13 protein-coding genes are annotated in these 13,405 nt (G+C 64.8%); all 13 read left to right on the top strand.

All coding sequences use genetic code 11. The annotated features are described in order from the left end of the window. Window positions 1-5: 5 nt before the first annotated feature. The 13 genes from murD (at window position 6) to LQE90_RS08440 (ending at window position 13,184) form a co-directional block, all read left to right on the top strand. Window positions 6-1,487: a UDP-N-acetylmuramoyl-L-alanine--D-glutamate ligase gene (gene murD / locus LQE90_RS08500; RefSeq protein WP_231088266.1), complete on the top strand. Its 1,482-nt coding sequence runs from the start codon at window positions 6-8 to the stop codon at window positions 1,485-1,487. Window positions 1,488-1,497: 10 nt separating this feature from the next. Next, the gene (locus LQE90_RS08495) at window positions 1,498-2,778 is read left to right on the top strand and encodes an FtsW/RodA/SpoVE family cell cycle protein (RefSeq protein ID WP_114567204.1); all 1,281 of its coding nucleotides are present in this window, start codon (window positions 1,498-1,500) and stop codon (window positions 2,776-2,778) included. Between the two features lie 4 nt (window positions 2,779-2,782). Continuing rightward, the gene (gene murG / locus LQE90_RS08490) at window positions 2,783-3,901 is read left to right on the top strand and encodes an undecaprenyldiphospho-muramoylpentapeptide beta-N-acetylglucosaminyltransferase (protein ID WP_114567205.1); all 1,119 of its coding nucleotides are present in this window, start codon (window positions 2,783-2,785) and stop codon (window positions 3,899-3,901) included. Window positions 3,902-3,949: 48 nt separating this feature from the next. Further along, window positions 3,950-5,392, top strand: coding sequence for a UDP-N-acetylmuramate--L-alanine ligase (gene murC, locus LQE90_RS08485; protein WP_114567206.1), 1,443 nt, complete (start codon window positions 3,950-3,952; stop codon window positions 5,390-5,392). Between the two features lie 7 nt (window positions 5,393-5,399). Then, window positions 5,400-6,326 (top strand): UDP-N-acetylmuramate dehydrogenase, encoded by a 927-nt coding sequence (murB, locus tag LQE90_RS08480; protein WP_114567207.1) that lies wholly within the window; start codon window positions 5,400-5,402, stop codon window positions 6,324-6,326. Beyond that, window positions 6,280-7,329: a cell division protein FtsQ/DivIB gene (locus LQE90_RS08475; protein ID WP_114567208.1), complete on the top strand. Its 1,050-nt coding sequence runs from the start codon at window positions 6,280-6,282 to the stop codon at window positions 7,327-7,329. Before murB ends, LQE90_RS08475 begins: the two co-directional genes overlap by 47 nt. A gap of 172 nt (window positions 7,330-7,501) precedes the next feature. Further along, complete coding sequence (ftsZ, locus tag LQE90_RS08470; protein WP_114567209.1) at window positions 7,502-8,626, top strand: cell division protein FtsZ; 1,125 nt, start codon at window positions 7,502-7,504, stop codon at window positions 8,624-8,626. Between the two features lie 13 nt (window positions 8,627-8,639). Continuing rightward, a complete protein-coding gene (locus LQE90_RS08465) occupies window positions 8,640-9,488 on the top strand; it encodes a purine nucleoside phosphorylase YfiH/LACC1 family protein (protein WP_114567210.1) in 849 nt (282 codons plus the stop codon). A gap of 2 nt (window positions 9,489-9,490) precedes the next feature. After that, on the top strand, window positions 9,491-10,192 hold the full coding sequence (locus tag LQE90_RS08460) for a YggS family pyridoxal phosphate-dependent enzyme (protein ID WP_114567211.1): 702 nt from the start codon (window positions 9,491-9,493) through the stop codon (window positions 10,190-10,192). Between the two features lie 73 nt (window positions 10,193-10,265). Beyond that, the gene (gene sepF / locus LQE90_RS08455; RefSeq protein ID WP_114567212.1) at window positions 10,266-11,213 is read left to right on the top strand and encodes a cell division protein SepF; all 948 of its coding nucleotides are present in this window, start codon (window positions 10,266-10,268) and stop codon (window positions 11,211-11,213) included. Continuing rightward, window positions 11,213-12,064 carry a pyrroline-5-carboxylate reductase gene (proC, locus tag LQE90_RS08450; RefSeq protein ID WP_114567213.1) on the top strand — a complete coding sequence of 284 codons (852 nt, stop codon included), beginning with the start codon at window positions 11,213-11,215 and terminating at the stop codon, window positions 12,062-12,064. Before sepF ends, proC begins: the two co-directional genes overlap by 1 nt. Continuing rightward, window positions 12,058-12,318, top strand: a complete 261-nt coding sequence (locus LQE90_RS08445; RefSeq protein ID WP_114567214.1) for a YggT family protein — start codon at window positions 12,058-12,060, stop codon at window positions 12,316-12,318. Before proC ends, LQE90_RS08445 begins: the two co-directional genes overlap by 7 nt. Before the next feature lie 53 nt (window positions 12,319-12,371). After that, window positions 12,372-13,184 (top strand): DivIVA domain-containing protein, encoded by an 813-nt coding sequence (locus LQE90_RS08440; protein WP_114567215.1) that lies wholly within the window; start codon window positions 12,372-12,374, stop codon window positions 13,182-13,184. Window positions 13,185-13,405 lie beyond the last annotated feature (221 nt).

The raw sequence follows: 13,405 nt of genomic DNA, 5'->3' as shown, positions 1-13,405 counted from the left end.
ATCGCGTGTACAGATCGCATTGCAAGCGCGCGCCGGAGAACTTGGGGCGCGTGCTCGTTTTGGGGCTTGGCAAAAGCGGGCGCGCGGTAGCCGATTATCTGGTTGCCGCGGGCGAGCGCGTCGAAAGCCTGACCGTGGCGGCGGGCGCGCGCACGGCGAGCGCCGAGGACGCTGCGGCTTCGCTTGCTTCGGCGGGCGCCGCAGTGCTGTTCGACCTCGATCGCATCGAGGGCGCGTTCGATCTTTGCATCGCCAGCCCCGGCATTCCCGAGGGGTCTTTGCTGTACCGCAGCGCCGCGCAGTGCAGCGCCGAGATCATCGGCGAGGTGGAGTTCGCTTGGCGCGAGAGCGCAGCCGACAGCCGTTGGGTGGCCATTACGGGCACGAACGGCAAGACCACGGTCACGGCTCTTGTCGCGCACCTGCTTCGCGCCGCCGGCATGAACGCGAAGGCCGTCGGCAACATAGGCGATACATGCTTGGAGGCCGTGGCGGGTGGCGACACCGACGTGTACGTGGCCGAAGTCTCGTCGTACCAGCTTGCGTCCACCGTCCGGTTCGCGCCGCAGGTGGCCGTGCTGCTCAACATCACGCCCGACCACCTGCATTGGCACGGCTCCTTGGAGGCGTACCGCGATGCAAAGCTGAAGATCCTCTCGAACCTTGCCGCCGTTCCGGAATCGGTTGCCGTGCTGGATGCCGTGAACGACGTCGTCCGGGTCGAGGTGCGCCGCCTGCGCGCGCTGGAGCCTGCGCAGCGCGGGTTCTCGTACGTGCCGCTGGGCACGAGCGCGGGCGTGCGCGGCGACATGCGCGCCGCATGCGGAAGCGAGAATGCGGCGTTTCTGGGACCTGACGGGTGGCTGCACGTGGCCGAAGGCCAGCATGACCGCGCCCTGGTTCCCGCCGAATCCCTGCTCATCAAAGGCGAGCACAACGTTTCGAACGCGCTTGCCGCAACGGCGGCGGCGCTCGCGTTGGGCGCGGACGAGGCGAGCGTGGCCGCGGGCTTGCGCACGTTCGCGCCGCTTGAGCATCGCGTCGAGCCGTGCGGAAGCGTGCGCGGCGCGGCGTGCTACAACGATTCCAAGGCTACGAACGTCGACGCCACGCTCAAGGCGTTGGCGGCGTTTCCCAAGGCGCGCCCGATCGTTCTTTTGGGCGGCGACGACAAGGGCACCGACCTGGCTCCTCTGGTTGCCGCTGCGCACGAGCATGCGCGCGCGGCGGTGTGCTTCGGCGCGGCGGGCGCTCGGTTCGCCGACGCTTTCGCGGCCGCGTCGCCTGAAGCCCCTGCCGGTTTTGAGCTGTTGCGCGCAGGCGGCCTGGAGGCTGCGTTGGACGAAGCGCTTGCCGTCGCGCGCGCGGGCGACGTGGTGCTGCTGTCTCCGGCGTGCGCGTCGTTCGACGAGTTCGGCTCGTTCGAGGAGCGCGGCCGCGCATTCAAAAGCCTGGTAGCCGCTCGCGCAGCGGCGCTGGGCGCGTAGCGGGTCGGCTATGGCGCGCACGCGAAGCGACAGGCGGGACGCTCCCGCTCACATCATGGGTCCGCAGATCATCCTGCTTCTGACGGTTCTCGCCCTCATGCTCATCGGGTTCGTGATGATCTACTCCACGTCGGCGGTCATCACCTTGGCCAAAACGGGCGCGGACGGAGCCGGGAACTCGATGGCCGAAACCATCAACCAGATCAAGTTCGCCGTCGTCGGCGTGGTCTTGGCGGTGGTGATATGGAAGTTCGTGCCCGTGTCGCTATGGCGCAGCAACGTGGTATGGGCGCTGTGGGCCTTGGCGTTCCTGCTGCTCGTGGCCACGGCGGTGGCGGGCGTGGGCGACGAGGAATGGGGCGCTCGCCGCTGGCTCAGCATCGGCGGCTTCAGCTTGCAGGCGTCCGAGTTCGCCAAGATCGCGCTGATCTTGGTGGCGGCGCGCCTGTTCGCCGACTTCCGTGAGGGGCAGTACACCACAAGCGCGTTTTTGTGCCTGGTCGGTTTGCTGGTGGTGGCCCCGGTGCTCATGATCTTGGGTCCGCAATCCGACCTGGGAACCGCTATGATCTGCGTGGTGGGCATTCTGGCCGTCATGTGGCTGGGGGAGGTTCCGCTTCGGACCATGCTCATCGTGGTGGGCGTGGTGGTCGCGCTGGGCTTGATCGGCATCTTCGGATCGTCGTACCGCCGCGATCGCCTCATGGTGTTCCTGAATCCGTGGAACGACGGGCAGGGAGGCTTCGATACGGGGTACCAGCTGATCCACTCGCTTTACGCCCTGTCGGGCGGCGGCTTGTTCGGGCAGGGCTTGGGCAACTCCCATGAGAAGTACCTGTACCTCACGCAGGCCGACACCGACTTCATTTTCGCCATCATCGGCGAGGAGCTGGGCCTGGTGGGCGCGCTCGTGGTGGTGGCGCTGTTCTTGCTGCTGCTGTACGCGGGCATGCGCATAGCGGGATCGGCCTCCGACAACTTCGGCACCATGGTTGCCGGCGGTTGCACCATCATGATTGCGTTCCAGGCGTTTCTCAACATAGCCATGGTCATCGGGTGCTTTCCCGTGGTGGGAAAGCCGCTGCCCTTCGTGTCGTCGGGCGGATCGTCGCTGGTGGCCATGTTGATCATGGTCGGGATCATTTTGTCGGTGTCCCAAAGCGCGAACGGCCCCACGGTGTACGATCGCCGACGTGCCGATCTGCGCGTGGTGCGCGCCGCCGAGCCCAGCTTGGACGGCAGGGGCGAGGGGCGCGGGTCAAGATCGTCGTCTCGACGTGGCAGGAGGTAGCGTCATGCTTATCGTTTTATCCGGCGGCGGAACGGCCGGCCACATCAACCCCGCGCTTGCGCTGGCCGAAGAGCTGGAGAAGCGCGGATGCACCGTGCGCTTCGCCGGTACTCCGACAGGCGTCGAGTCGCGCCTGGTGCCCGCTGCGGGCATCGAGTTCAAAGCGTTCGAAGCGCAGGGTTTCGATCGAAGCCATCCGCTGACGCTGCCGAAAGCCGTCATGAAGATACAGAAGAGCACCGGTGAGGCCAAACGGTGGTTCGACGAGATCCAGCCTGACGCCGTGGTGGGCTTCGGCGGGTACGTGTGCATTCCGGTGGCGCGCGCCGCCGAGCAGCGCGACATCCCCGTGGTGGTGCACGAGCAGAATTCGGTTATGGGCATGGCGAACAAGTACCTTGCGAAGCGCGCTGCCGCCGTGTGCCTGACCTACGAGCGCGCGGCCGAGGCGCTTTCGGACAAGAGCCGGGTCAAGGTGACGGGCAACCCTGTGCGCTCAAGCGTGTTCGGGGCGACCCGCGCCGAGGGGCGCGCTGCCTTCGGCGTGCCCGACGATGCGCGCATGCTGCTGGTTACCGGCGGCAGCCTGGGCGCGCGCCATCTGAACCAAGCGGTGACGGCGCTCAAAGACGCGCTGCTTTCCTACGAGGATCTGCACGTGGTGCACGTCACCGGCCCGAAGGAGCTTGACGCGGTGACGGACGCGCTTTCCCTCAGCGAAGTCGAGGCTCGCCGCTGGCACCTGTACGGCTACACTGACCAGATGGGCTTGGCCATGGCGGCGGCCGACGCCATCGTCTCGCGTGCGGGCGCCACGTCGCTCGCCGAGATATCGGCGCGCGCCCTGCCTGCTTTGCTGGTTCCGTTCCCGTACGCCACCGAAGACCACCAGACCATGAACGCGCGCGCGTGCGTTGACGCCGGCGCTGCGTTCATGGTGGCCGACGCCGACGTGGAAGGCCCCGAATTCGAGCGCTTGCTGCGCACGCTCGTCGAAGATGCCGACGTGCGCGAGCGCATGGCCTGCGCGGCGCGGGCGCAGAAGACGAAAGACGCCGCCGCCCTTTTGGCGGACGCGGTCATGCAGGCTGCGTCGAGTCGAGGCTCAAAAGACGCTCGGTAGGGTACAATGGCGGTTCGCGAAAGACGAGAGGCAATCGAAGGACGAAAGATGGAAACAACGCGCATCGAACAGGTTCACTTCATCGGCGTGGGCGGGGTCGGCATGAGCGGCATCGCGCGCGTCGCGTTTGACCAGGGGATGCAGGTGAGCGGCTCGGACATCAAGGAAAGCCGCTACACCAAGCAGCTCAAAGACGCCGGCATCACGGTGCACGTCGGCCATGATGCGTCCAATATTCCCGCGGGGGATCCCGTGGTCGTCGTATCGACCGCCATCTTGGACAACAACCCCGAGCTGATCGCCGCCAAAGAGCGCGGACTGACCATCTGGCATCGTGCCCAGATGCTCGCCCACCTGGGCGTGGGCCTGGAGACGCTTGCCGTGGCCGGCACGCACGGCAAGACCACGACCTCGTCCATGCTCGCCAGCGTGCTGGACGGAATGGGCGAGGACCCCACGTTCCTCATCGGCGGCATCGTGCGCGCGTACGGCACCAACGCCCATTCGGGTGCGGGTCGTCATTACGTGGTCGAGGCCGACGAGTCCGACAAGTCCTTCAGGCACCTGTCCCCGAAGGCCGTCCTCGTGACCAACATCGAGGCCGATCACCTGGACCACTATCGCGATCTTGACGAGATCTACGAGAAGTTCGCCGCCTTCATCGCATCGGTGCCCGCCGACGAAGGCGTGGTCGTCGCATGCGGCGAAGACGAGGCTTTGGTGCAGCTGGCGCAGCAAGCCGACCGCAAGCTGGTCGTGTACGGCTTCGCCGAGGGGTGCGACGCGCGCATCACGTCCTACGAGCCTCATGGCGTGGGCAGCGACTTCGTGCTTTCCCTGCCCGACGGCCAGCAGGTTCGCGCGCATGTCAAGCAGAATCCCGGTCGGCACAACGTGCTGAACGCCGCCGGCGTGGTGGCGCTTTTGTGGGCGCTCGGCTACGATGCGCAGGCTGCGGCCGACGCGCTGAGCGGGTTTGCGGGCGTCAAGCGACGCTTCGACCTGATAGGGGAGGTGGCCGGCGTGACCGTCGTGGACGACTACGCGCACCATCCCACCGAGATCGCTGCCACGATCGAAGCTGCCTCGCGCTTGGGATTCTCGCACGTGCACGTGCTGTTCCAGCCGCATCGCTACTCGCGTGCGCCGCTGTTCACCGAGGTGCTTAAAGACGAGTTCGCGGCCGCGTTCGACGCTGCCGACGCCGTGACGTTCATGGACGTGTATCCGGCGGGCGAGGCTCCCGTCCCCGGCGTGTCCGGCAAGACGTTCTTGAACGTCGTGCTCGACCACGTCGGTCATCCGGAGGCGGCGTACGTTCCCCGCCGCATCGAGGTGGTTCCCTACCTGCTGTCCAAGCTGGGCGCGGGCGACCTGCTCATCACCATGGGCGCGGGCGACGTGACGGCTATCGGGCCGCAGCTGGTCGATGCGCTTGAGCGGGGCGTTGATCCGTCTGCAGCGGCTTCCGGCCAGGCCTCGCGGGCGTGATGCCTCGATGACCGCTCGCCATACCTCTCCGCTCGAGGCGCTGCTCGTCGACGACGCGTTCGACGGCGACGTGTACCCGGCAGAGCCTATGGCTCGCCATACCATGTACCGCATCGGAGGGCCGGCTCGCTTTTACGTGCAGGTGGCGTCCGTAGGCGCGCTCAAGCATCTTGTCGAGGTGTGCGAGGCGTCCGGCGTCCCCTGGGTTGCCGTCGGGCGCGGAAGCAACCTGCTGGTTTCCGACGAGGGCTATCCGGGCGTGGTGGTGACGCTGGGCCGCGATTTCCGCACGTGTCGCTTCGACGAGGACGCGAAGCGTTTCTGCGTAGGGGCCGGGGTGCCGCTGTCGTCGGTGGTGCAGGAGGCGTTTCGCCGTTCGCTCGCCGGGTTGGAGTTCGCGGTGGGCACGCCGGGAACCGTGGGCGGCGCGTTGCGCATGAACGCGGGATCCCGCGACGAGTGGATTGGATCGCGCGTGGTTTCGGTGACCACGCTCGATGCTCGAAAAGGCCTGATGCGGCGCGCAGGGGACGAGATTTCCTGGGGGTATCGCTCCAGCTCGTTCGCTCCCGACGAGGTGATCGTGGAATGCGAACTTTCCGTAGAACCGGCCGACCCGTTCTACTTACGAGGTAAGATGGAGGCGTCGCATACGCGGCGCAAGAAGACGCAGCCTCTGTCGCTTCCTTCATGCGGCAGCGTGTTTCGCAACCCCGAAGGGGATTCCGCTGGCCGCCTTATCGAGGCGGTCGGTTTGAAGGGCTGCACGATCGGCGGAGCCCAGGTGTCCGAAGTTCATGCGAATTTCATCGTGAACAAGGGCACCGCGACTGCGCGCGACGTGATGGATCTGATCGAGCTGGCTAGATATAAGGTGTACGAAACGTATGGCATCGAATTACAACCGGAAGTCCGCTTCCTCGGGTTCTCGTAAGGCGTCTTCGCGCCCGCGGCGCTCGGCGGGCGCAAGCGCGCGGCCCGCTGCGCCTTCCCGCGGCGCGGCGAACCGTCCGGGCGGTCGTTCCTCGTCGTACGGCGGGGCTTATCGCGCTATGCCCGGCGGCCAGATGCCCAATCGCCGATCCGGTCAGAACCAGCCGCCGCTCACGTCCGTGCGCGTGGGCGACTTGGATCGTGCGCAGCGCTCTGCGCGCACGCAGCGCACGTATCGCCGCCATCTGGTTCGCATCGGCATTGCGGCCGCGTTCGTGGGCGCGCTCGTCATAGGTGGAGTAGGCGTCTACTATTCCAGCCTGTTCACCATCGAAAGCGTATCGGTGAAGGGCGTCGAGCACCTGACCGCCGAGGACATGCAGAACATGGCTGGAGTTCCGGCGGGCACCACGCTTTTGCGCGTGGACGCCTCCAAGATCAGGGACAACCTGCTGAAGAACTCCTGGGTGCAGGACGTGTCGGTGAATCGCATTTTCCCCGACACCTTGGAGCTGGCGGTGACCGAGCGCACCATCGAAGCCGTGGTGGAGGTGCCTACGCAAAACGCCGAGAAGACGCAGCCGTGGGCCATCGCGTCGGACGGCATGTGGCTCATGCCCATTCCCGACAGGGATTCGGAAGCCGGCAAGAAGACCAGCTCGAAGGTGTACGAGGACGCCGATTCCGTGCTGCGCATCACCGACGTGCCGTACGGAACCAAGCCGGAGGTGGGGGCGTACTGCACCGATGCCAACGTGAACAACGCGCTCGACATCGTTTCGGGAATGACAACCGAGCTTGCCGGTCGCGTGACCGCCGTCAAGGCTACGGAACGGGAGTCGACCACGCTCACCATCAAAGACGGTCCGGACATCGTCTTTGGAACCGCGGACAACATCCGTGAAAAGGAGAGAGTCTGTCTGGAAATCATGAAGCAGCATCCGGACGGCGTTGCCTACATCAACGTGCGCACCGTTGATCGCCCAACCTGGCGCGCTTCGTAAGTACGACGGGACGGCGAGACGTTACGCTCGCCGAACTATATGTGGACGTGCGGTTATCATTACCGCAGCGTAATTTGCAAATGGTTGATCATCGTGTACAATAACCGCACGTGAACGGTTCCCACGGAACAGAATCGCAGCATTTGAAAACGCAGCAGGTGTGGAGGAAACAATGCCAAACAATTTGGGTGATCATTTGGCGGTCATCAAGGTCGTCGGCGTCGGCGGCGGCGGCACGAATGCCGTGAACCGCATGGTCGAAGCGGGCGTGCGCGGCGTCGAATTCATCGCCGTCAACACCGATCGCCAGGCGCTGCTCATGTCGGATGCCGACAAGACGATCCACATCGGCGAAGAGCTGACGCGCGGTTTGGGCGCCGGTGCGAACCCCGAGGTGGGGTGCCAGGCGGCCGAGGAAAGCCGTGCGGAGATCCGCGAAGCGCTCGCCGAGGCGGACATGGTGTTCGTTACGGCTGGCGAAGGCGGCGGCACGGGTACGGGCGCTGCGCCTATCATCGCTGAAATCGCACGCGAGGAAATCGGCGCGCTGACGGTAGGTATCGTCACCAAGCCGTTCTCGTTCGAGGGACGCACGCGTCGCAACCAGGCTGAGCAGGGCATCGACCTGCTGTCCCAGAAGGTCGACACCCTCATCGTGATCCCGAACGATCGCCTTCTCGAGATCGTCGACAAGAAGACCAGCATGCTCGATGCGTTCCGCATCGCTGACGATACGTTGCGCCAGGGCATCCAGGGCGTAACCGACCTGATCACCATTCCGGGCCTTATCAACCTGGACTTCGCGGACATCCGCACCGTCATGAAGGACGCGGGCACGGCCATGATGGGCATCGGCCTGTCTTCGGGCGAGAACCGCGCTCTCGACGCCGCTCAGCAGGCTACGAACTCGAATCTGCTCGAGGCATCCATCGCCGGCGCGTCGCGCGTTTTGTTCTCTATCGCGGGTGGTCCCGACCTTACGCTGACCGAGGTTGACGAGGCTGCTCGTACGGTCGAGGCGTGCGCGGACGAGAACGCCAACATCATCTACGGCCAGATCATCGACGAGACCATGCAGGACCAGGTGCGCATCACCGTTATCGCTACGGGTTTCAAGATGGGCTCTGCGCAGCAGTCCGCCATGGACTTCTCGCGTAAGGACCTGTTCGCATCGACGTCCGCTCCGGAGCCTGCTCCCCAGTCGGTCCCGATGTCGTCGTACTCCTCGCGCACGAACGCATCCGGTCGTTTCGCCGACGAGGACTACATTCCCGACTTCCTGAAGCGCCAGCATTAAGAGCGGCCGCCGAATGGTTGCGACCGAGCAGCTGCCCAGTCCGCTTTTGAACGCGCGCCGTTTCGGCGCGCGTTGTCTTCCTGCGCTTACCGACGACAGGCTGTATGAGAACATCGGCGTGCGCGTTGCTTTCACGGGCCGCGAGGGCGGCGTGAGCAAGGGCCCGTACGCATCGCTGAATCTAGGTTCCCACGTGGAGGACGATCTTTCTTCCGTGCAGGAGAACCGCAGCATCCTGCTTGAAGCCCTTGGCGCTTCGGATGCCCGGCTCGTCATGGCGAACCAGGTGCACGGCGATACGCTGGTATGCATCGAGGATGCATCCGCACCGCTTGTCGACGAGGCTTGCACGCAGGCCCAAAAGGGAGCCGATGCGCTGGTAGTCGGGGCTCGCGGCGTTGCGGCGCTGCTGTGCTTCGCCGATTGCGTGCCCGTCGTGATCGTGTCTCCTACGGGGCGTTTCGCCGTGGTGCATGCGGGGTGGCGCGGCGTGATGAACGGCGTGGCTGCGAAAGCTGCGGAAACGCTGGCGCAGCTTGATCGCCCTCGTTTGGGAGCAGGCGCTTCGAGCGAGTACAACGTGTACGTAGGCCCTCATATTCGCACATGCTGCTTTGAAACCGGCACGGACGTGCGCGATCGGTTCGCTGCTCGATTCGGAAGCGGCTGCATCGCGGACAACGGTCATGTCAGCCTGGTGAAGGCCCTTTCCGTCGGCTTGGAAGAGGTGGGCGTTTCCCCGCATCGCATCGTGGATGCGGGCGTATGCACCCAGTGCTCGCATGAGGAGTATTTCTCGTATCGCGCGTCAGGCGGCGTGTGCGGCCGGCACGGTGCGATCGCGTATAGGAAGGCAAGGTAGGCATGGGCTTCAAAGAACGCTACGAACGTACGCTGGCCGATCTTGCGGCAAGCTGCCGGGACGCCGGGCGCGACCCTCGCGAGGTTCGCTTGGTGGCTGTCTCCAAAACGGTGGGCGTGGCCGAAGTGGCTGCCGCGCTCAAGGCCGGGGCCTGCGATTTCGGCGAGAATCGGCCGGACATGCTTATGGAGAAGGCCGAAGCTTTCCCGAACGCTACCTGGCATTTCATAGGGAACATCCAGTCGCGCAGGATCGGCGACATCGTGGCGCATGCATCGCTTGTCCATTCGCTGCATCAAGAGCGGCATCTGGCTAAGTTCGACGCTGCCGCAGCCGAGGCGGGGAAGGTGCAGGACGTGCTCTTGGAGGTCAACGTGTCGGGCGAGGCCAGCAAAAGCGGCCTTGCGCCCAACGAGGTTGTCCCCATGCTCGCGCGGTGCGCGGATTTCCCGCATGTGCGCGTGCGGGGGCTCATGACGATGGCTCCGCAGGGAGATCTTGACGCGGCGCGCGCGTGCTTCGAGGATCTTGCGCGTTTGCGCGACGAGGTGCGCGGTACTCTCGATGCGCAGCGAGCAGCGGTTTTCGATGAACTTTCTATGGGTATGAGCGAGGATTGGCACGAGGCCGTTCTTGCAGGCGCTACCATAGTGCGCATCGGTCGAGCCCTGTTCGACGAGGAATTCGAAGCAACGCACGCGTGAGAGCGCGACGCGAACCGAAACAGTTTGCAGCGGCGGCGCGACCGTCGGAAATGAAACGAAGCAGGTGAACGGTATGGAGTTGCCAAAGATGAAGAAGTCCGGGGGCGGCGGGATGCTCGACGGGATCAAATCGAAGCTCGGCTTTGCCGATGCGAACCAAGAGTACGACGACGGTTATTACGACCGCGGCTACGATGATCGGAGCTTCCAAGACGACTTCGACGGCGATTACGCCGGGGACTACGGCGAGTACGGCCCCGATTATCGCGAGGATGCAAGCCTGGGCGGTGACGCGCCGGCATCCAAGTACGATCCGTACGCGCCGGTTACCACGCGTCCGGCGCGCTCGTCGAGTCGCGCGTCGGCGCGCAGCGCAGGGTTCACCCCGCCGAAGCTCGTCTCCATCGACGACGTGCGTGCGCACACCCAGGTTCCCGAAAGTCTCAACCGGGATCCGCTGCCGCAGCGCCGCGTGAGCTCGATTTCGTCGGCGGCTTCGTACCGCAGCGATCGCACGATGGTCGACGCGGCAACTTCCGCTCCGGCCAACACGCCGAACGCGCGCGCCGCAGCCGCTCAGAACCGCGAGCGCTCCGAAAGCTTGAACTCGCTGTTCACGTCTACGGCTCCCGATCCGGTCTTGGACGCCGCGCCCGCAGCCGCGGGCGCAAGGTCGAACGCCACCGTGGCGACGGCTGTCGCCAATCCCGGCGCTGGCGTAACCGCTCCCGCGCCTGTTGTCGCGGCTGCTCCTGCGCGCGCCATCACGTTGCTCAAGCCTGCCAGCTACGGTGAGGCGGAGCGCGTCGCGAAGGCCCTCAAGGAAGGCGACGCGGTGGTCATCGCTTTGCGTAACACGCCCGATCATCTGTCGAAGCGCATTCTCGATTTCGCGTTCGGCGTGTCGTGCGCGCTTGACGCAAGCGTCGACTGCATTGCCGACAAGGTGTTCGTCATCACGCGCGGTGCCGCTCTCAGCGAAGCCGAGAAGGCCGCGTTGCGCAATCAGGGCGTGCTGTAATGGCGCGCGCGAGCGTTTCCCGCATCGCCGTCATCGGCGGCGGAAAGATGGGCGAGGCCATCATGGGCGGCTGGATAGCCGGTTCCTCTGCGCCCGCCGATGCGTTCGACGCATCCGTTTTCGTGGTTGCCGATCCCGGCCAAGAGCGCCGCGACTATTTGTCCGAGCGCTATCGCGTTGCCTGCGTGGCGGATGCGAGCGCGGTGGAGGGTGACGTCGATCTTGTGCTTTTAGCCGTTAAGCCGCAGGTTATGATGGATGTGCTGGAGGGAATTGCCAGCCAGCCTTCGTTTGCGGGCGGGGTCGAGGGCCCTTTGTTCGTGTCCATTGCCGCAGGGCTTTCGACCGAGCGCTTGGAAGCCGCCCTGCCGGCGGGCGCGCGACTGGTGCGCGTCATGCCGAACACGCCGCTTTTGGTGGGTGCCGGCGCGACCACGGTTGCCGCGGGCTCGCAGGCGTCTTCGGCCGATGTGGAGCTGGTGCACGGTCTGTTCGCCTGCTTGGGCGAAGCGTACGTCGTCGACGAGGAAGCCATGGACGCCGCAGGTGCCGTGAGCGGCTCCGGTCCGGCGTACGTGGCCGCTATGATAGAAGCGCTGCGCGACGCTGGCGCGAGGCAGGGGCTCGATCCTCAGCTTGCCGAAGCGCTTGCGCTGCAAACCGTGTACGGAACGGCTTCGCTCATGAAGGAGACGGGGCAGGACCCCGCCACCACGCGCGTTGCCGTGTGCAGTCCCGGAGGCACCACGTTGGCGGCGCTCGCCGCTATGGACGAGGCCGGGTTCTCGCACGTGTTCGATGCCGGCGTTGACGCCGCCGTCCGCCGATCGAAGGAGCTTTCTGCATGTTGAGTTTGAAGTACCTGATCATTTCCATCGCCGACGTTTACAGCATGGTGTTGTTCGTGTACGTGATGATGTCCTGGCTTCCTACCGATCGCGGTATCCTGGCCGACATCAACAACGTGCTCGCAAAGCTGTGCGATCCGTACCTCAACCTGTTCAGGAAGCTGATTCCCCCGCTTGGAGGTATAGTGGACGTTACTCCCATCATTGCCCTGCTTGTATTACAATTAGGAGTACGTTTACTGATTGGCTTGTTCTAACGCGTACAATCGTGCCTGCTTGCAGTGTGCGTACTGGATGAAGGGAATAACAGATGGCTATCACCTCGGCTGAGATCCACAACCAGAGCTTCTCGATCGACCGCAAGGGATACGACGTCGATGAAGTGGACGTGTTCCTCGAGCACGTTGCCGACGAGATCGATGGCATGAACGCCCAGATCATTCAGCTTGAAAACCAGCTGGATGACCGCAAGTTCGACGGGTTCGACACGCCGGCTCGCACGGTTGAGATGCCGGTCGTCGACGACAGCCTGCTTGCCGAAAAGGACGAGCGCATCGCCGACCTGGAGCGCCAGCTTGAGGCGAAGAAGGCTGATGACAACGCCATCGCTCAGGCGCTCATCATCGCGCAGCGCTCTGCCGACGAGATTATCGCCAACGCGAACGCCCAGTCTGCGGCCACCATCAAGGATGCCGAAGAAGAGGCGCAGCGCATCATCGACAAAGCCGAGAACGAGAAGCAGAAGGTTCTCGACGCCATCAAGAAGCTCGAGGACGATCGCGAGGATTCTCGCGAGGAGTACCAGGAGCTGCTTACGGACTTCATCAGCGACGCAACGCGCAAGCTGGCCGAAATCGGCGGCTCGCTGCCTACCGGCGGCATCGCGCTGCCCGCAAGCGCTCATGCGCGCGTGTCCGCACCTGCCGAAGCGGCGTCTACGGGTCGCGTGACGTCTCCGGCGCAGGCTCCCATCAACCGCGACGGTGCGGGCGCCTACACCGCTCCTCAGCCGACGACGGGCGCGGTGGTTGCTCCGGCAACTCCCAGGCCGTCGGGCGCAGAGAAGGACCTTTCGGGCTTCGGCGACGCCGACGACGCTTTCGAGTTCGAAGATCTGGACTAGTTCTTGCCGGCCTCGAGCCGGTGAACCTGCTTGACGTTGCGAAGCCCCCGCGCTCCGTTTCGTTGCCGCAGACCCCCGTTCGTGCGTACGTGCATGGGCAGGGATTGCGCGACGGATTCGGATGCGCGGGGGCTTTTGCCGTTCCTTGGTGCCGTTTACGTTGGTTTTCAGTCTATTCCCAGGGATTTTCCCGGTATTTGTTGCCATCTTTTGAAAACCGT

This window comes from Paraeggerthella hominis, assembly GCF_021044775.1.
GTDB lineage: Bacteria > Actinomycetota > Coriobacteriia > Coriobacteriales > Eggerthellaceae > Paraeggerthella > Paraeggerthella hominis.
Note: the sequence above shows the minus strand (reverse complement) of the source record. Positions and strands in the feature narration are given on the sequence as shown.